Annotated in this window: 18 protein-coding genes; 7 read left to right on the forward strand and 11 right to left on the reverse strand. The window is 67.4% G+C overall.

Features of this window, described 5'->3' with window-relative positions; genetic code table 11:
* Positions 1-28: 28 nt before the first annotated feature.
* Positions 29-1339: an amidohydrolase family protein gene (locus IB257_RS27805; protein ID WP_192493145.1), complete on the reverse strand. Its 1311-nt coding sequence runs from the start codon at positions 1337-1339 to the stop codon at positions 29-31.
* A 66-nt stretch (positions 1340-1405) separates the two neighbouring features.
* Complete coding sequence (locus IB257_RS27810; RefSeq protein ID WP_192493146.1) at positions 1406-2188, reverse strand: alpha/beta fold hydrolase; 783 nt, start codon at positions 2186-2188, stop codon at positions 1406-1408.
* 257 nt (positions 2189-2445) lie between these two features.
* Between IB257_RS27810 and IB257_RS27815 the strand changes: the two genes are divergently transcribed.
* Positions 2446-3300: a helix-turn-helix domain-containing protein gene (locus IB257_RS27815; RefSeq protein WP_054452761.1), complete on the forward strand. Its 855-nt coding sequence runs from the start codon at positions 2446-2448 to the stop codon at positions 3298-3300.
* Positions 3301-3334: 34 nt separating this feature from the next.
* Here the strand turns inward: IB257_RS27815 and nadB are convergent, their stop codons facing one another.
* The 7 genes from nadB to IB257_RS27850 form a co-directional block, all read right to left on the reverse strand.
* Complete coding sequence (gene nadB, locus IB257_RS27820) at positions 3335-4897, reverse strand: L-aspartate oxidase (protein ID WP_175163122.1); 1563 nt, start codon at positions 4895-4897, stop codon at positions 3335-3337.
* 20 nt (positions 4898-4917) lie between these two features.
* Positions 4918-6057 carry a quinolinate synthase NadA gene (gene nadA / locus IB257_RS27825; protein WP_125470548.1) on the reverse strand — a complete coding sequence of 380 codons (1140 nt, stop codon included), beginning with the start codon at positions 6055-6057 and terminating at the stop codon, positions 4918-4920.
* 144 nt (positions 6058-6201) lie between these two features.
* Positions 6202-6990, reverse strand: a complete 789-nt coding sequence (locus IB257_RS27830; RefSeq protein WP_175163126.1) for a PhzF family phenazine biosynthesis protein — start codon at positions 6988-6990, stop codon at positions 6202-6204.
* A gap of 93 nt (positions 6991-7083) precedes the next feature.
* Positions 7084-7581, reverse strand: coding sequence for a transporter suffix domain-containing protein (locus IB257_RS27835; RefSeq protein WP_119449960.1), 498 nt, complete (start codon positions 7579-7581; stop codon positions 7084-7086).
* Between the two features lie 13 nt (positions 7582-7594).
* Positions 7595-8653, reverse strand: coding sequence for a DUF2955 domain-containing protein (locus tag IB257_RS27840; RefSeq protein ID WP_054452772.1), 1059 nt, complete (start codon positions 8651-8653; stop codon positions 7595-7597).
* The gene (locus tag IB257_RS27845) at positions 8643-9752 is read right to left on the reverse strand and encodes an HlyD family secretion protein (protein WP_175181812.1); all 1110 of its coding nucleotides are present in this window, start codon (positions 9750-9752) and stop codon (positions 8643-8645) included. Before IB257_RS27845 ends, IB257_RS27840 begins: the two co-directional genes overlap by 11 nt.
* On the reverse strand, positions 9745-11292 hold the full coding sequence (locus IB257_RS27850; protein WP_054452776.1) for an efflux transporter outer membrane subunit: 1548 nt from the start codon (positions 11290-11292) through the stop codon (positions 9745-9747). Before IB257_RS27850 ends, IB257_RS27845 begins: the two co-directional genes overlap by 8 nt.
* A gap of 246 nt (positions 11293-11538) precedes the next feature.
* On the opposite strand from IB257_RS27850, the gene ppk2 reads away from it, so the two are divergent.
* The 3 genes from ppk2 (at position 11539) to IB257_RS27865 (ending at position 13238) form a co-directional block, all read left to right on the forward strand.
* Positions 11539-12360, forward strand: coding sequence for a polyphosphate kinase 2 (ppk2, locus tag IB257_RS27855; RefSeq protein WP_119449962.1), 822 nt, complete (start codon positions 11539-11541; stop codon positions 12358-12360).
* Between the two features lie 43 nt (positions 12361-12403).
* Entirely contained in the window at positions 12404-12658 is a 255-nt protein-coding gene (locus IB257_RS27860; protein ID WP_054452780.1) for a hypothetical protein, read from the forward strand.
* A gap of 133 nt (positions 12659-12791) precedes the next feature.
* On the forward strand, positions 12792-13238 hold the full coding sequence (locus IB257_RS27865; RefSeq protein WP_054452782.1) for an SRPBCC family protein: 447 nt from the start codon (positions 12792-12794) through the stop codon (positions 13236-13238).
* Positions 13239-13257: 19 nt separating this feature from the next.
* On the opposite strand, the gene IB257_RS27870 is transcribed toward IB257_RS27865, so the two are convergent.
* The gene (locus IB257_RS27870) at positions 13258-13842 is read right to left on the reverse strand and encodes a cyclopropane-fatty-acyl-phospholipid synthase family protein (RefSeq protein ID WP_119449963.1); all 585 of its coding nucleotides are present in this window, start codon (positions 13840-13842) and stop codon (positions 13258-13260) included.
* 125 nt (positions 13843-13967) lie between these two features.
* On the opposite strand from IB257_RS27870, the gene IB257_RS27875 reads away from it, so the two are divergent.
* Entirely contained in the window at positions 13968-14423 is a 456-nt protein-coding gene (locus IB257_RS27875) for a DUF1801 domain-containing protein (protein WP_192493147.1), read from the forward strand.
* 38 nt (positions 14424-14461) lie between these two features.
* Here the strand turns inward: IB257_RS27875 and IB257_RS27880 are convergent, their stop codons facing one another.
* Entirely contained in the window at positions 14462-15418 is a 957-nt protein-coding gene (locus IB257_RS27880) for a LysR family transcriptional regulator (RefSeq protein ID WP_054452788.1), read from the reverse strand.
* Positions 15419-15578: 160 nt separating this feature from the next.
* On the opposite strand from IB257_RS27880, the gene IB257_RS27885 reads away from it, so the two are divergent.
* Together IB257_RS27885 and IB257_RS27890 are read left to right on the forward strand one after the other, a co-directional pair.
* On the forward strand, positions 15579-16589 hold the full coding sequence (locus IB257_RS27885) for a tripartite tricarboxylate transporter substrate binding protein (RefSeq protein ID WP_192493148.1): 1011 nt from the start codon (positions 15579-15581) through the stop codon (positions 16587-16589).
* A 28-nt stretch (positions 16590-16617) separates the two neighbouring features.
* Positions 16618-18333, forward strand: a complete 1716-nt coding sequence (locus IB257_RS27890) for an amidohydrolase family protein (RefSeq protein WP_192493149.1) — start codon at positions 16618-16620, stop codon at positions 18331-18333.
* The last annotated feature ends 5 nt before the right edge of the window (positions 18334-18338 follow it).

An 18338-nucleotide genomic window follows, 5' to 3' on the forward strand; every position in this document is an offset into this window, starting at 1 on the left:
CGCGGCGCCTGGAAAGGCGCCGCCAGACTCACAACACCAGCGCAGCTTCCCTGCCCGCCTCGGCACGCAGCGGCTCCGCATCCAACCCCTGCCGGGAAATGTCCTTGCACACCTCCCCATCCTTCACCACCAGCAAGATCCGCTCCGGATCCACCAGCAACGACAGATCCTTCAGCGGGTCCCCATCGACCATGACCACGTCCGCCAGATAGCCAGGGCGCAGCATGCCCAATTCGTGCGGACGTTGCATGATCTCGCCGCCCAGCCGGGTGGCGGACACGAGCGCTTCGGTCGGGGTCATGCCGATGTAGTCCACGAAGTACTGGAGGTCGCGGGCGTTGGTGCCGTGGGGCATCCAGGCAAAACCGTAGTCGCCGCCGGGCAGGATGCGGATGCCGCGCTTGTGCATCTTGCGCAGCGACTCCGAGGCGATTTCCAGCTCGCGCTTGTAGCCCATCTGTTCGGCGATGGCGGGCGTGATGCCGTATTCGGAAGCGTTGAAGGCGGTGCGGATCAGCCAGCCTATGCCGGGCGCAACGAAATGGCGGTCCTTGTTGGCTTCCAGCATGTCGAGCGCCTCTTCGTCGGCGAAGCTGGCGTGGTAGATCATCTCGATGCCATGGCGCACGCATTGCTTGACTGACTCGCTGGAGCGCGCGTGCGCCGCGACCCGCTTGCCATAGCGCTTGGCCTCGTTCGCCAGCATGGCGATTTCGTCTTCGGCGAAGGGCGACATCTCGGCCGGCAGGCCGGCGATGTACTCGCCCGACAGGTTGATCTTCAGGTGGTCGACGCCGTACTTGATGAAGGTGCGCGCCGAGCGCCGGATCTCTTCGGGGCCACAGCACACGCTGCCGAAGCTCAGTTCGTCGAACGGCATGTGCGGCAGCGAGTTGTCGCCCAGCGCGCCTATGGTGGTGATCTCCTGGCTGCCCGCCAGGTAGCGCGGCCCCGGGCATTCGCCGGCATTGATGGCATTGCGCAGCACCACGTCCAGGCGCGGCTTGGCCGCGGCCGCGCCGATGGCCGAGGTCCAGCCCATTTCCAGATAGCGTTTGGCCACGCGCACGCACCAGAGTATGTGCTCTTCCGGCGGCATGAACTGGATCGCGGCCAGCGTGGGCTGGTCGTTCCAGGAAAAATGCGTATGCGCTTCCGTCATGCCCGGCATCAGGAAGCGGCCGCGCCCATCGATGATGCGCGCGCCCTCCCGGCTCACCTGCTCGGGCGTGCGCGCGACCTGCGAAATGCGCGCGCCGTCGATCAGCACCTCGCCTTGAAAAGGCAGCTTGCCGCTGCCATCGAAGATGACGACGTTGGTAATGGCAATTCTGGACATGACAGGTCTCCTCCGGCCCGCGTTTGGGGGCCGATTTCTTATGTTGAAACGCCAGGAAAACGTGGCTTAGCGCAGCGCCGCGTGGAACTCCCGCAGGGCCTCGGTGCAGGCCTGGGGCTTTTCGTAAGTGGTCCAGTGGCCGCATCCGTCCAGCACGATGCGGCGGCTGCCTGCCATGCGCGCGGCCAGGGCTTCGACATTGCCGGGCGGCGCCACGCCGTCCTGATCGCCGGTGATCAGCAGGGCCGGCGCGCCGATAGTCTCGACGGCGGCCGGCTGCGCATCCGCCAGCGCCTCGCAGCTCTGCGCATAGCCTTGCGGCGCTTGGCGCATCACGCTCTCGCGCACGAGCGCCAGCACGGCGGGTTGATCCTGCTTGGTCTGGGCGCTGGTCGCGCCCTTGACGATGGCGTCGGCGATCTCCTGCATGGCCGCGTCGCCGCCGCGCGCCAGCTCCGCACGCGCGCGGATGCCGGGCCGGCCCGCGTCGGGCGGAGCGGCCAGCGGGCCGAACAGGGCCAGCGACTTGACCCTGCCCGGATGCGCCACGGCAAGATGCTGGGCCACGACGGTTCCGAGCGAATGGGCGGCGACATGCGCCACATCGATATCCAATGCGTCCAGCAGTCCGACCAACGCGTCCACGTAGGTAGCGATGGACAGGCGCTTTTCGCCCAGCGGCGAACGAGCGCTGCCCGGTAGATCAGGACGGATCACGCGGAAACCGTCGAAGGCGCCCATGACGGGCGTCCAGGTATTCGATGAACCGCCCAGGCCGTGTATGCACAACAGTGCCGGCCCTTCGCCGTCGATTTCCACGGCCATGCCGTTGACGTGTTGCGTACTCATGCTGCCGTCTCCTTTATCTGAACAGTCGCTGTCTGCATCGGCATTGCGCCGGCAATTTTTCAGGACTGTATCGGCGCGGACGACGGCGCGCTTATCGCCGGGTGCGCGGACTTATCGCAGAGTCAGATTTTGTGCCTAGTGAATACACCTAGCGCGGACAAACGCGTAAACGCCCATAAAATTCCCTGAGCGCCGCACCCGCCCGCACGCAGGCCCAGGCTTGCGCGACGAGGCGATAAGAAAAACGGGAGACAGAGATGCAGGAGACCTACGCCTTGCACGAAGGCGCGTTCGGCCGCGCCGTCGTGCTGGAACTGCGCGACGACCTGATCGCGCACGCGCATGCGGAAGTGCAGTTGGCCCTGTGGCTGGGCGGCGCGCGCGTGCTGGGGCATGTCGGCCAGACTCCGGTCCCCTACAGCGAACACCTGGCGCTAGGCACCAATACGTACGAATCGCACGACGCCAGGCTGCTCGAACGGTCGGGCCCGGCCATCTTCCTGGTGCTCTACATCGCCAAGCCCTGGCTGGACGAACGGCGGGCCGCCACGGGGCGGCCATTCCACTTCGCCGCGCCGGGCGTGCCCATCGACGCGGCGGTGCGCCAGGGCTGTTGGCGCTTGCTGGACAAGATCGTGGCGCCGCAGGACCACCCCGGCGCGGACCTGGATGCCGAAGTCGAGGCCTTGCTGCAAGCGGCAATCGAATCGTCGATCGAACCGGAGCGCCCACGCAACCAGATGCCCGCGACGCCGGCGCTGGACCGCCGGCTGCGCGCGGCGATCGCCTACATGCGCGAGCACGCCCATGAACCCATCACGGCCGAAGAAGTCGCCAGCCGCGTGGGCCTGTCGCGCGGCCATTTCTTCGCGCTGTTCCGCGATCAGCTCAACACCACGCCGCAAGTTTTCTGGAGCGCCGTGCGCGTCGAAGAAGCCGTGCGCCTGCTGGTACACCAGGAGCAGCCCCTGACCTCCGTAGCGCTGGACCTGGGCTTCTCCACGCCCGGCAATTTCTCCCGCTTCTTCCGCGAGCACATGGGCGTGTCGCCGTCGCGTTTCAGGCGCGCGGCGACGGGCGCGGCGCAGCATCTGCTGACCGGGGTTTCCTGAGCCGCTGGCCGGCCGGACACTGCCCTGCCCGCGCCTAGGCGGTTGCGGCAGGCGCGCGCAGCCGCAAATCCACGGCGTCCTGGCCCGGACGATCGCGGTTGAAATGCGCCCCGCGGCTTTCACCCCGCGCACTCGCCGCCCGCACGATGAGATCAGCCGCCAGAGCCAGGTTGCGCAGCTCCAGCAGTTCCAGGCTCAAGCCCTCGCGCAACAGCCGCGCTTCCGTCTGTGCTCGCAGCGGACCAATGAAGGCCGCCGCACGCGCCAGCGATGCATCGCTGCGCAGCACGCCCACGTCCCGGCTCATCAGTTGTCGCAGGTCGCGCCGCAGCCGCGCCAGATCGGGCGACGCCGGCACGGCGATTGCGTCGGGTGCCGGAGTTCTGCGGGAAACATCGGCCCGCTTCTGCCCGAGTATGTCTTGCGCCGCAGCCCGCCCCGTCACCACACATTCCAGCAACGAATTGCTGGCCAGGCGGTTGGCGCCATGCAGCCCGGTGCAGGCGGCCTCGCCCACCGCGTACAGGCCGGGCAGGTTGCTGCGCCCGGCCATGTCGGCGGCGATGCCGCCGCAGGTGTAATGCGCGGCGGGCGCAACCGGGATGGAAGCCGTCGTGATGTCGATGCCCAGCGCCAGGCAGCGCGCCCGGATGGTGGGAAAGTGTTCCCGCAGGAATTGCGGCGATTGGTGGCTGATGTCCAGCTGCACGCATTCCAACCCATGGCGTTCCATCTCGCCCTGGATCGCGCGGGCCACGATGTCGCGCGGCGCCAGCTCGGCGCGCGCATCGTGCGCCAGCATGAAGCGCGCGCCGTTGGGCAGGCGTAGCACACCGCCCTCGCCGCGCACGGCCTCGGAGATGAGGAATCCGCCCGCCTGCGCGTGGTGCAGGCCGGTAGGATGGAATTGCGTGAACTCCATGTTGGCGATCTGGCAGCCCGCGCGCCAGGCCATGGCGATGCCGTCGCCGGTCGCGGCCGGCGGCGCGGTCGTCGTCTGGTATGCCTGTCCCGCGCCGCCCGTGGCCAGCACGACATGGCCGGCCGTTGCGTCGAAGATCCGCCCGCTGCGCAGGTCCAGCAGGCGCACGCCGCGGCAGCGCGCCGCGGCCGTACCCGCGGCGCCGTCCAGAATCAGGTCCACGGCGCAATGCGCCTGCAGCAGCGTGATGCCGGATTGCCGCCGCACTCTGTCCCCCAGCGCCGCGACGATGGCGCTGCCGGTCGCGTCCGCCGCGTGCGCGATGCGGCGCAGGCCGTGCCCGCCTTCGCGCGTCAGATGCAAGCCGCCTTGCTCCAGCGTGAACGCGACGCCCTGCTCCTGCAGCCAGGCGATCGCGCCGCAGGCCCGGGAGATGATGTGCCGCGTGGCCGGCAAGTCGCACAGGCCTGCTCCCGCGACCAGGGTGTCGCTGACATGCGCCTCGATGCTGTCGTCCGCGCCCAGCGGCGCGGCGATGCCGCCCTGGGCGCGGTTGCTGGCGCTGTCGCGCAACTCGCCCTTCGACACGAGGGCGACCCGCCTGCGCGGGGCCAGTTCCAGCGCCGCAGCCATGCCGGCCAGCCCGCTGCCGATGATGATGACGTCGAATTCCATGAGCGGACCTCCGGTAGTCCTTAGGCCGGCCCGACGCTGGCGTATAGCGCCGTGTCGCGTGCGAAGTCGCCGCTGGCCTGCACGCGGCGCTTGCGTTGTTCCGCGAAGTCCAGCATGCGGTCGATCGGCGCCTTGGCGCGCAGGCCCAGCGCGGGGTCCAGTGTGATCTCGTTGCGGCCGTGCTCCAGTGTCTCGGCAAGGTTGCCCAAGGCGTTCATCGCCATCCAGGGGCAATGCGCGCAGCTCTTGCAGCTGGCGCTGTTGCCCGCGGTGGGCGCGGCCAGGAAGGTCTTGCCGGGCGCCTGCGCGCGCATCTTGTGCAGGATGCCCTGGTCGGTCGCGACGATCAGCAGCCCGGCGTCGAATTTGCGCGCGGCCTCGATCAGCTGGGTGGTCGAGCCCACCACGTCCGCCTGCGCCAGCACCGCCGCGGGAGATTCCGGATGCGCCAGCACCTTGGCCTGGGGATGCTCGGCGCGCAGCAGCTCCAGTTCGGTGCCCTTGAACTCGTCATGCACCAGGCAGGACCCCTGCCACAGCAGCATGTCGGCGCCGGTCTGGCGTTGCACGTAGTCGCCCAGATGGCGGTCCGGCGCCCAAAGGATTTTCTCGCCGCGCGCATGCAGGTCGGCGATCACGTCGAGCGCGATCGACGAGGTGACGACCCAGTCCGCGCGCGCCTTCACCTCTGCGCTGGTATTGGCGTAGACCACCACCGTCCGGTCCGGATGGGCATCGCACCAGGCGGCGAAATCGGCGGCCGGACAGCCCAGGTCCAGCGAGCAGGTGGCGTCCAGGTCCGGCATCAGGATGCGCTTGTCCGGGCTCAGGATCTTGGCGGTCTCGCCCATGAAGCGCACGCCGGCCACCACCAGCGTGCGGGCCTCGTGGTCGCGGCCGAAGCGAGCCATTTCCAGCGAGTCGCCGACGCAGCCGCCGGTCTGTTCGGCCAGCTCCTGCAACTCCGCATCGACGTAATAGTGGGCGACCAGCACGGCGCGTTCACGCGCCAGCAGTTCGCGTATGCGCGCCACGCAGGCGGCGCGTTCATTGGCTGGCAAGGGTTCGGGCACGCGGGCCCAGGCCTGGCCGACGGCGCTGGGGCAGCTAGTCGTGGCAGGCAGATCGAATTCGACGTACCGGCGGTTGGGGGTGTCCATGGACGCGTCTCCTCGCGAAATATTATGCTCATGTTGAGCATTTAATGGTCAAAAAAAGAGCACGGTTTATGCTAGTGTTGAGCATAAACCGTGTCAACGTCTCTTTTGTTACGCCGCCGCGCCTGCGCCGCGGCCCGCCAGGCTTCAGATGAAGATCGAGCCGCGCAGGTACAACGCCGCCTGGCCGCTGATGATCACCCGGCCGTTATCCAGCACCTCGCATTGCAACTGGCCCTTGCGCGCCCCGCCCTGCTGCGCGCTCAGGCTGCGCTTGCCCAGGCGCTGGGCCCAGTACGGCGCCAGCGAGGTGTGCGCCGATCCGGTCACCGGATCCTCGTTCACGCCCACCCGCGGCCCGAACCAGCGCGTCACGAAATCGAATTGCGCCGACGGCGCCGTCACCGCCACGCCGCGCGTCTCGAAAGCCGCCAGCGCGGCGAAGTCCGGCTTCAAGGCATCGATCCGCGTTTCATCGTCGATCACCACCAGATAGTCGTCCGTCTTGTAGAACGCCTGCGCGCCCGGCAGGCCCAGCGCCTGCAGCAGACCCGGCGGGATCTCCTGCGCTTCGGGCCGCTTGGCCGGAAAATCCATCGCCAGCCGGTCGCCCGCGCGGCGCACCTGCAGTTCGCCGCTGCGCGTGGCAAAGCGCAGCACGTCTTCCGTTGCGCCCAGCTGTTCGAACAGCACCCAGGCCGACGCCAGCGTGGCATGGCCGCACAGGTCCACCTCCACCGCGGGCGTGAACCAGCGCAGCTCGTAGACATCGCCCTTGCGCACGAAGTAGGCGGTTTCGGACAGGTTGTTTTCTTCCGCGATGCGTTGCAGCGTTTCGTCCGGCAGCCATGCCTGCAGCGGCACGACCGCCGCCGGATTGCCGCCAAAGGGCGCGGCGGTGAAAGCGTCTACCTGATAGATGTCGAGTTGCGGCATGGCGGATCCTGGTTGATGGCTGAGGTTACGCGTCGGAACGCAAGCCGGCATTTTCCTATGAAAACGCCGGCTCCGGCCGTGGCGGCCCGCCCGCTAAACCGTCCGCACGAACAGGCCGCGCAGCTTGCTCCAGAAATCCCCGCCCAGCACGAAGAAGCTGGCGATCAGCATGATGTCTCCGACCAGCTGGGCCTGCCACAGATTGGGCCGCAGGCCCGGCCACATTTCGTCGATGTAGGGTTCCAGCACCGAGGTCAGGATGGGCAGGAAGAACATGACCAGGCCGATGGCATGGCGCACGGGGCCGACCTTCTGCACGGGCGCCAGCTTCTTGGCATGGCCGAACACGATGGACTTCAGCCGCTGAAAGCCTTCCTTGCCCATGACGGCGATGCAGCTCAGCAGCAGCACCTTGTTGGCGATGAAGATGGTGCCGGTCAGCGCAGCGATGCGCGGGCCTGGCACGTCCAGGTAGCCTGCCACCGGGATGAGGAACCACAGGGCGAAGGCGATGATGAACAAACCTATCCCGCATTTGAAGCGCCAGCCCGCTGCGGGCGCGGGTTGGACCGGTTCGTCTGGCAATGGCATGGCTGCCTCCTGGTCAAGCGTTTGAGGGGACTGCGGTTGAAGGATTCGCTCCAGGCTTCGGGCTGCCCGACGCCCGCGATTCGAGCAGGCGCAGCATCAGGCAGGCGTAGAGCGTGACGCCGATGAACAAGCCCATGCGCACCGCGAACGCGGTATAGACGTCCTTGCCGGCGGCGCTGTCCTGCACCGACTGGCCCAGCAGGATGATGAGCGTCACCAGCGTGTTCAGCCAGAAGCTGGGGGGATGGCGGGTCGGACTCAGCCGGTAGAGCTTGCGCGCGGCGATGAGGCCGAACAGCAGCATCCAGAGAAAGAACATCCAGAGATTCACGAACAGGCTGAGGGCGCACCAGAAAGCCACTGCCAGCGCGCCGCCCAGCAGGGTCGAGCCCAGCAGTTCGCGGGCCGCGCCCTGCGCGGCGGTGACGCAGCTCTGCCGCCCCAGGCTGACCGATTTCAGGATGATGGGCATGTAGCCCAGCGGGTCGGTCAGCGCCAGCAGGAACGCCGGCATCACAACGAGCGAGGCGCGCAAGGCCAGGCGGCTGGCCTGGTCGGGCGGCAGCACGGGCGCCGCCGGCGGCGCGGGCGCGGCCGCCGGCTCGGGAAACAGCAGGTGGCAGCCGCCCAACACCAGGACCGCGACCAGCAACCCTTTGCCCAGCGCCTCGATCACCAGGGAAGCCAAGGCGAAGTCGACAGTGCCGGCGGCGGAGATCATGGTCAGCCCGATGATGAGGAAGGTCGACAACAAGCCATTGCCGCCGCGCAGCCCGTGGCGAAAAGCGAAAAAAAGGCAAAGGGCGATGAGCAGCACGCCGCTCAAGGGGTAGTAGCGCAGCAAGGGACTCAGCAGCAATCCGATCGCGGTGGTAAGAAGCGCCATCAGCATCAGGCCCAGCCCGCTCTTGAACGAGAGGGGTCGGTTCATCGACGCCAGCAACATGACGCCCAGCACCGGCGCGACCATGGCGATGGGCAGGTCCAGGCCATAGCTGATGGCCGTGCAGAAAGCCGCGCCCGCGCCCACACGCAGCGCGCGGCGTCCGCGAGGATCGGGATCAGTACGCATAGGAAAGCCAGCTCATCAGCCGCATGTACGCGCGGCCCAGCAGGTTGAGCGGATTGCCGGAACTGGGAAACGCCATGACCTCGGCCTGGCCGCCCACGCGCACGCCGCTCAAGGCCGGCAGGTCGTCGCGATCGAATTCCACGATCACGGGGAAGCGCTGCGCGGGCCGCAGCCAGTCGCGGCTGTTCTGCACCGTGGGCAAGGCGCCGGGCGGCGTGCCCGGTCCCACATTGACGCCATACCCGACGCTGCGCACGCGGCCCTTGAAGATCTGCCCGGGCAGCGCGTCCAGGATGATGGACACCGGCGTGCCGGGCTCTACGTGGCCCAGGTTGTTCTCGGTCATTTCAGCGCTGATCCAGACGTCGTGGATCGCGATCAGCGTCATGACGGGGTTGCCGGCGGCCGCGAACTGCCCGGTGTCGGTGCGCAGGTCAGTGATCAGGCCCGCCGAACGCGCCCGCACCTGCGTGTTGGCCAGGTCCAGCTCGGCCTTTTCCAGGGCAGCGGCGGCGCTGCGCAGCTTGGCGTTGTCTTCCTCGCTGCCACCTTCCTGTTCGCGCGCGCGCTGCACCTCGGCGCGCGCGGCCGCGACCTGGCTGATGGCCTGCGTCAGATTCGCCCGCGCGATTTCCAGCCGCCGCAGCGATACGGTGCCCTGGTCCTCGCGGTACAGCCGTTCGAGCCGCGTGCTGTCCTGGCGGGCCTTCAGCTCATTGGCCTGCGCCGCGCGCAAGGAAGCCTGTGCCGAATCGATGCCCGCCGTGCCGGCGCCGATCTGCCGGCGCGTGGACTCCAGATCGGCGCGGGCGCGATCCACGGCGATGCGGTAGTGCTCCGGGTCGACGTCGAACAGCGTCGCGCCGGCCTCGACATCCTGGTTGTTGCGCACGTACACCCGCGTCACGCGCCCCGATACCTCGGAAGCCACCGGCACGACAAAGGCCTGCACCCGCGCCTGCTGCGTGTAAGGCGTATAGCGGTCGGCCAGCAGATACCAGGCCAGGCTCAGCACGATGAACAGAACCGTCCATCGGACGCCCTTTTTCGCGGGATCCGGCGCGGGGGCTGCGGCGGGCTGGGACGGCGAGTCACTCATCGGGTCGCACCTTTTGCGCGGACAGGGCAGTTGGGGAAGCAGGCGCCGGCTCGGATAGCAGATCGCCCCAATCGGTACGCTGCCGCATCTGTTCGCGGGTCGCCGGGTCGAGCACCGGTTCCGCGCTATACCAGCCGCCACCCATCGCCTTGTACAGCGCGATGAGATCGCTTACGGCGCCGCCCCGGTTCACGACGTAGGCGTCCTGCTGGACGGCCAGTGCCTGCTGCGCGTCCAGCACCCGCTGGAAATCGGTATAGCCTTCGCGGTAGAGCGCGTTGGCCAGCGTGAGCGAACGCCCCGCGGCCTGCGCCGACTGTTGCAGGATGCCGTCGCGCTCCAGCGCCTTGATCAGGCCGCTGGCCGCGTCGTCGGCTTCGCGCGCCGCCTGCCGGACGTCGTCCTGGTAGGCCACGATCAGTTGCTGCAGGCGGGCATCCTGCACCCGCACATTGTTCTGCAGGCGGCCGTGGTCGAATACGTTCCAGCTGAGGACCGGGCCGGCCAGCAGCGCCGCGCCGCCCGCCGTGCCCGCCAGCGAGGTGGCGGACCAGGCGATGCTGCCCAGCAGGGTCAGCGAAGGATAGAGGTCCGCCGCGGCCACCCCCACCTGCGCCGACTGCGCGGCGATACGCAGTTCGGCCGCGCGGATGTCGGGACGGCGCAGCAGCAGGTTGGCGGGCACGTCCTGCAGCACGGCGCGGTCGATCAGCGGCACCTCCGCCGTCTTGTTGTCCAGTTCCGGCATGGGTCCGGGCGGCCGGCCGACCAGGACCGCCAGGGCGTTGCGGGTCCGCATGATCTGGCTTTCGAATTCGGGAATGGTGCCCAGCGTGCTCAGGTACTGCGTGCGGGCCTGCTGCAAGTCCAGTTCGTCGGTCTCGCCGCTGCGGAACAGCTTTTGCGTGATCTCGTAGCTGCGCTTCTGGATGGCGGCATTGTCGCGGGCGATCCGCAGCCGCGCCTCGGCGGTGCGCAGCGCGTAGTAGCTTTCGGCCACCTGGGCGTGCAGCAGCACCAGCACATCGTCGCGATTGGCCTGGGCCTCGAAGTACAGGGCGTCGGCCGACTCGATGGCGCGGCTGAACCGGCCCCAGAAGTCCAGCTCCCAGCCTATGTCGAATCCGGCGCTGTATTGCCAGAAGCTGCTGGGGCGCGGATTGCCTTCGGCCGAGCGCGAGGACCGGTGCTGATACAGGGCATTGGCCCCGATCACTTGGGATTGCGGGTAGCGTCCGCTTTGGGCGATGCCCAACTGCGCGCGCGCTTCCATGATGCGCAGGCCGGCGATGCGCAGGCCCGCGTTGTTGGCATCGGCCTGGGCGATCAGGGCTTCCAGGACGGGGTCGCCGAAAATCTGCCACCACTGCCGGGCGTCCGGCTGCTGTTGCTGGAGGCTGGCCTGCTGCAGCGCGGGAGTGCTCCAGTCCGCGACCCAGCTGGTGCGCTGGGGCTCGAAGTCCGGCCCCACACGCATGCAGCCGCCCAGGCAGAGCATGCCGATCAGCAACAGCCGATTCAAACAGATCAGCGGCGACATCGGTTATCGGGTCCGTGTAGAGCCTGACCGCCATGGTCCACGACGCAGCTCCGACCTTGCCGGAGCGCTGTGCGCGAATTGATTCTATTGGCCTTTTCCGCTTCTCGCCAGAGGATAGTTTCGACGCAAGCACTAAATAAAACGAACTGCTCCTACCTGCCTGTGTACAAGGGGCAACGGTCGGCGCTAAAGTGAAAAATTCCAACGTTCCGACCGTTTCCCCGCAGCATATTCTGGAGTGCCATCATGAACGCTCAGAAGAAGGCAGCAGCAGAGGACAAGCAGCCGGCGCAAGCCAAGCTTTCGGGAAAGCAATACGCCGAGGAACTGGCCCGGCTGCACGTGGAGCTGGTCAAGCTCCAGGAATGGGTCAGCCAGACGGGCGCCAAGGTCTGCATCATTTTCGAAGGACGCGACGGCGCCGGCAAAGGCGGAACGATCAAGGCGATCACGGAGCGGGTCAGCCCACGCGTCTTCCGCGTGATCGCCCTGCCCGCCCCTTCGGACCGCGAGAAAACCCAGATGTACATGCAGCGCTACCTGCCTTACCTGCCGGCGGCGGGCGAGGTCGTGATCTTCGACCGCAGTTGGTACAACCGGGCCGGCGTCGAACGAGTAATGGGGTTCTGCTCCAAGGACGACGTCAAGATCTTCCTGAAAGGCGTGCCGCTGGTCGAACGGGCCATCGTGGGCTCGGGCATCATCCTGCTCAAGTATTGGCTGGAAGTCAGCGAAGAAGAACAGACCCGCCGGCTCCAGGCCCGCATCAACGACGAGCGCAAGATCTGGAAGCTGACCAAAATGGACCTGGATTCGTACAGCCGCTGGTACGACTACTCGCGCGCCCGCGACGACATGTTCGCGGCCACCGATACCGGCGTGGCGCCCTGGTATGTTGCGCAATCCGACGACAAGAAAAAGGTGCGCCTGAACATCATCAGCCACCTGCTCGCCCGCATCCCGTACAAGCGCATGCCGCGGGCCAAGGTGAAGCTGCCCAAGCGGCAGAAAGCCGGCGGCTACCGCGACCCGGGACATCCCTTGCGCATGGTCCCCGCCAAATTCTGAGCGGTGCGCCTCTGACGCCCGCAGGCTTCCAAGGAGAACGCTCATGGCCGCCCTGCTGATCAACCATGTGGAAGAAAGCACCTCCGACGAGGACATCCGCGGTTTTCTCATGAAATACGGCTTTCCATCCTGCGACCGCATCCAGCGGGTGCCTAGCGAGGGCGAACGGCCCGCGGTCCTGGTGACGTTCGATGGCGCCGGGCCCGAGGAGCTGCGCGCGCTGGCGCCCCGCATACACCAGGTGTTCTGGAAGAACCATACGATCGCCGTGCTGGTGATGCGCGAGCCCATCGAATAAAGGTCCGCATCGGCCCGGCCAATCGTGACCAGATGTGCCGTTTAAGGGTTTCCCCCAGGATTTCGGTTGTCGATTTCCGGTCAACTCGTACGTCGTGTCAGTACGCACAACTTTCCTGAAAGGCGGACTTACCATGACTACCGGAACCGTAACCCTGCATCGCGTCATGCGCGCGCCGGCCGAACGCATCTATCGGGCCTTCCTGGAACCCGACGCGATCGCGCGCTGGCTCCCCCCTTACGGCTACACCTGCCAGGTCCATCAACTGGATGCAAAGGTCGGCGGCATGCACAAGATGTCGTTCCGCAACTTCGGCACGGGCCACAGCCATGACTTCGGCGGCGAGTACCTGGAATTGTCGCCGGGCCAGAAGATCCGGTACTCGGACCAGTTCGACGATCCGAACCTGCCCGGCCGCATGCAGACCACCGTTACGCTGCGGCAGGTCGCCTGCGGCACGGAGGTAAGCATCGTGCAGGAAGGCATACCGGCGGCGATACCGCCGGAGATGTGCTACCTGGGCTGGCAGGAGTCGCTGGCGCAGCTGATGCGGCTGGTCGAACCGGAAATTCCCGATTGAGGAGTGGGCCTGGCCGCCCTCACGTCTTTCTGGCGATGAACTGCACCACGCATGCCGGACCCGTGTGGAATATGCCTTCGACCACGTCGCGTTCGATTTCCTGGGAAAGCAGCACCTGGCAATTCGGGAAGTCCTGCTCCAGGTCCTCGCGCGCCATGAGCATGTCCGCATCTGGAGGCCCGCCCGTGCCGCGACCCAACTGCGCTTTCCGGTATGCCTCCAGCAGGATGATGCCGCCTGGCCGCAGGGAGCGTTCCGCCAGGCGGTGCAGCCTCCTGCGCACGTGGCTGGGCATGTGGGCGAAGATCGACACCACCGCGCCGAAGGATGCCGGCGGCGGCTCGTACCCGGCGAAGTCCGCCGTTTCGGTGCGGATCGATACGCCCTTCGCCCCCGCCAGCCTGCGCGCCTTGGCGAGTCCAACGGCGGAACCGTCCACACCAAGCACGTCCAGGCCCAGCGAGGCCAGGAAGACGGCGTTGCGCCCCTCTCCCTCGGCCAGGCTGAGCACCGGCCCGGACAGCAGGCCGGCGTTTTCCGCCAGGAAAGCGTTCGGCTCGGTTCCATACACGTATTCGTCGACGGCGTAGCGTTCATCCCACATATGCTTGAACTCCCAGGTTGTTGGTCACGGCTCAGGGCAAGGGAACACTCCCGTCCGTCTCGTGCCGGAATGCAGATAGTCTTTCACTTCAAGTCGACTTGAGGTCAAGCGAAAGGAGCCCACGCATGGCAGAAAAATCCACGGCGAAACCCGTGAAGGCCACCAAGAAAGCAGATTCGCAACCCGTCCTGCTGTCCGGCGGCAATCCGCAGATCGCCAAGGGCGCGGGCGACGCGCCGGTGCAGGCCTATATCGCGGCCATGCCTGGCTGGAAGAGCGATCTCGGACGCCGCCTGGACGCCTTGATCGAGCGCGCAGCGCCCGGCGTGCAGAAGGCGGTCAAGTGGAATTCGCCGCTGTATGGCATGGACGGCCAGGCCTGGTTCCTGAGCATCCATTGCTTTACCAAGTACGTGAAGGTGGCGTTCTTTCGCGGCGCGCAGCTGCGGCCCGTGCCGCCGGGACCGTCCAAGAGCCAGGACACGCGCTATCTGGATATCCGTGAGGACGATGAGCTGGACGAAGCGCAGTTCATGGACTGGGTGCAGCAGGCCTGCGCGCTGCCCGGCGAGCGGATGTAGGCGCGGCCCCTGGCATTCAGCCCCCTTGGGCCGCGACGCTAGCGCCGCGCCCGGCGCGTTTTCCCGGAGACGGCCTGCGGCGCGGCCGCGCCCGACAGCAGGTCCTGCACCAGCTCGATGACCCGCTCGGCGGTCGGGGACAGGGTACGGCGCGCGCGGTGGATGACGCTGTAGGTCAGCGGGCCGGCGGCGGGATAGGACAGCGGCAAGGGCTCCAGCACACCCTGCGCAAGTTCGGACGCGATAGCCTCGCGCGTGCAGAACAGCACCACGTCGCTGCCCAGCGCCACCTCGCGCAACGTCGCGACGCTATCGCATTCGAAGGCGATGGGCAGGTCTTCCGGCCGTGCCACCTGATACAGCCGGGCCAGGTACTCGCGCGCCCGCAGCGGCAGGTCGGTGGCGGCCAGCCGGTACTGCGCCAGCGCGGCGCGCAGGCGCGGCTTGCCCAGGCCCTGCAGCGGATGGCCGGCGCGCGTGAACAGGCCGCCATGCTGCGGAGGCAAGGGCCGCACCGAAAAGTCGTCGGGCGGCGGCAGGCTGTGCGTCACGGCCACCGCGAAATCCAGCTTGTCCTGCAGCAGCTTGTCCAGCAGGCGCTGCCAGCTTTCGATCTCGACGTGCACGCTCAGGCCCGGATGCTCGCGCGCGATGCGCACCAGCAGCGGCGACAGGAATCCGGCCGCCGGAAACGCCCCCACGCCCAGGTTCACCCGGCCTGTGTCGTGGCCGCGGATCAATTCGGCTTCGCGCCGCAGGTCGCGGGTTTCTGCCAGGATGCGCTGCGCGCGCTCCAGCACCATGCACCCGGCCTGCGTGGGCGTGACGCCCGTGGACGCCCGGTCCACCAGCACCAGGCCCAGCGAGTCCTCCAGCGACTGGATGCTGCGCGTCAGCGCGGACTGCGTCAGATGCAGCCGCTGCGCCGCGCGGGAGTAGTGCTTTTCCTCGACGAGCACGGCGTAGTGCTGGAGCGACCGTATTGTGAGGCTCATGTATTTTTCTCATCAATATTGCGCCAAATATGCATTTGATTGAGCGCAAAGGCAAGACTACAAAAGACTTGCAGCGACGGAAGATTGCAGCGCCGGCGCCCTGTGGTGAACCTCATTCCAGAGCAATGCCAGACATTGCCTACCCCCAGGAGGAGACAAGATGAACCGCAAGTCGTTCTTGAAGCTGTTGGGTAGAGGCGGGGCTGCCATGCTGGGCGCCCTGGCCTGTCTTTCGGCGGCCGCCGCCCCCGTCACCCAGGCGCCGCCCTGGCCTGGCGGCGGCAAGCCCATCCGCCTGGTAGTGCCGTTTCCGGCCGGGTCCGGGTCCGACGCGCTGGCGCGCATGCTGGCGATGAAGGTCACGCAACGCACCGGGGCGCCGGTCATCGTCGACAACAAGCCCGGCGCGGGCACGATGATAGGCGCGCAGGAAGTGGCCCGCGCCAACCCCGATGGCTACACCCTGCTCTACACCATCGTCGTCACGCACACGCAGAATCCGCATCTGTACAAGAAGCTGCCCTACGACCCTGTCAAGGACTTCACTCCGGTCATCCAGGTGGTGCGCTCGGCCACCGTGCTGGTCGCCAACAAGGACGCGCCCTTTTCGACCACGGCGCAGATGATCGACTACGCGCGGGCCAATCCTGGCAAGCTGAACTTCGCTTCCTACAGCCCGGGGTCCACCTCGCATCTGAACGGCGAAATACTCAAGCAGCAGACCGGCATCGACATCGTGCACGTCCCCTACAAGGGCACGGCCGACGCCAGCCGCGCGCTGCTGGCGGGCGAGGTCCAGGTCTACTTCGACGGCACGGCCACCGCCGTGGAAAACGCGCGCGCCGGCAAGGTCAAGCTGCTGGGCCCGGCCACCGACCGCCGCCTGAGCGTGCTGCCGGACCTGCCCACCCTGAAGGAGCAAGGCATACCCGGGCTGGACATCGTCGGCTGGCAAGGCATCTTCGGCCCCGGCGACATGCCGCCCGCGCTGGCCGAGCGCGTGGCCCAGGTGTTCCGCGAGGCGCTGGACTCGCCCGACGTAACCCAGAGCATCGTGTCCCAGGGCAATGAAGTCAGTGGCGCGGGTCCCAAGGAGTTCGCGCAGATCGTCCAGCAGGACAGCGAACGCTGGGGCGCGGTGATCAAGCGCATCGGCCTGGTCCTCCAGTAACCGCGGCACGTATCGAAAGGAGAGCGCAATGCATGATCTGGTCATACGCGGCGGCACGATCGTCGATGGATCGGGACGGCCCCGCTACCAGGCGGACCTGGCGATCGAGGACGGACGCGTGGTCCAGGCCGAAGGCCGGGCCGGCGCGGCGCGCCGCGAGATCCGCGCCGACGGCTGCCTGGTGGCCCCGGGCTGGGTGGACATCCACACCCACTACGACGGCCAGGCCACCTGGGACCCGTATCTCAGCCCTTCCACCTGGCACGGCGTCACCACGGCCATCATGGGCAACTGCGGCGTGGGCTTCGCCCCCGTCAAACCCGAACGGCGCGAATGGCTGATCAAGGTCATGGAGGGCGTCGAGGACATACCCGGCTCGGTGCTTTCCGAAGGCATCCAGTGGGATTGGGAGACCTTTCCCGAATACCTGGACGCGCTGGACCGCCGCCCCAAGGCCCTGGACGTGGGCGCGCAGATCCCGCACAGCGCGGTGCGCGCCTACGTGATGGGCGAACGCGCCATCCACCACGACGAGGCCTCGCCCAGCGACCTGATCGCCATGCGCGAAGTGGTGCGCGAAGCGCTGACCGCCGGCGCGGTGGGCTTCTCCACGTCGCGCACCTTCCTGCACAAGTACGACGAACGCAAGTATCCGCCCGGCACCTTCGCCACCGGCGAGGAGATCACCGCCCTGGGCTCGGTCATGGGCGAAGTCGGGCATGGCGTGTTCCAGATGACCGCCAACCATCCCGCCATGGAAGGCGAAATGCCGTGGCTGGAGCAGCTGGCGCGCCACAACCGCCTGCCCGTGCTGTTCAACCTGCAGCAGACCGACGCCGCGCCCGACGTCTGGAAGCAGATCGCCGGCAGCCTGGACCGCGCGCACCGCGCAGGCGTGCCGCTGCTGGCAGGCATCAGCGGACGTCCGCTGGGCATCCTGTTTTCGTGGCAGAGCACGCTGCACCCGTTCATCGCGCATCCCAGCTATCAGGCGCTGCATGCCCTGCCGCTGGCGGAAAAGCTGGCCCGCCTGCGCGACCCCGCCACGCGCAGCCGCATCATGAACGAACAGCGCGGCCTTCTGGACCGCCGCGCTGAAACGCTGTTCAGCAGCTTCCACAAGATCTTCCGCCTGGGCAGCGATCCCGACTACGAACCGCTGCCCGAGGAAAGCGTGGCCGCAATGGCGCAACGCAGCGGCCGCGCGCCGCTGGAGATCGTCTATGACCTGATGCTGGAAAACGAGGGCCAGGCGATCCTCTACTACCCGTCCTTCAACTATTCGTACGAGAACCTGGACCACCTGCACCAGCTGATGCAGCAGCCCTACACGGTCAACAGCCTGTCCGACGGCGGTGCGCATTGCGGCTATATCTGCGACGTGAGCATGCCCACCTTCATGCTCAGCCACTGGACCCGCGACCGCCGCCGCGGCCCGCTGCTGGAACTGGAGCATGTGGTCAAGCGCCAGACGCGCGACACCGCCAGCGTGTACAGGTTGCTGGACCGCGGCCTGCTGCAGCCGGGCTACAAGGCCGACGTCAACATCATCGATCCGGATGCCGTGCGCGTGCATTGCCCGGAAATGGTGTTCGACCTGCCGGGCGGGGGCCGGCGCCTGATCCAGCGCGCCGACGGCTATGTGGCGACGCTGGTCAACGGCCAGCCCATCTTCGAAGGCGGCGCGGCCACCGGCGCGCTGCCGGGCAAGCTGCTGCGCGGCGCGCGCAGCCAGCAGGCTTGAAAGAC

The organism is Achromobacter sp. ACM03, assembly GCF_014851665.1.
Lineage (GTDB): Bacteria > Pseudomonadota > Gammaproteobacteria > Burkholderiales > Burkholderiaceae_B > Achromobacter > Achromobacter aegrifaciens.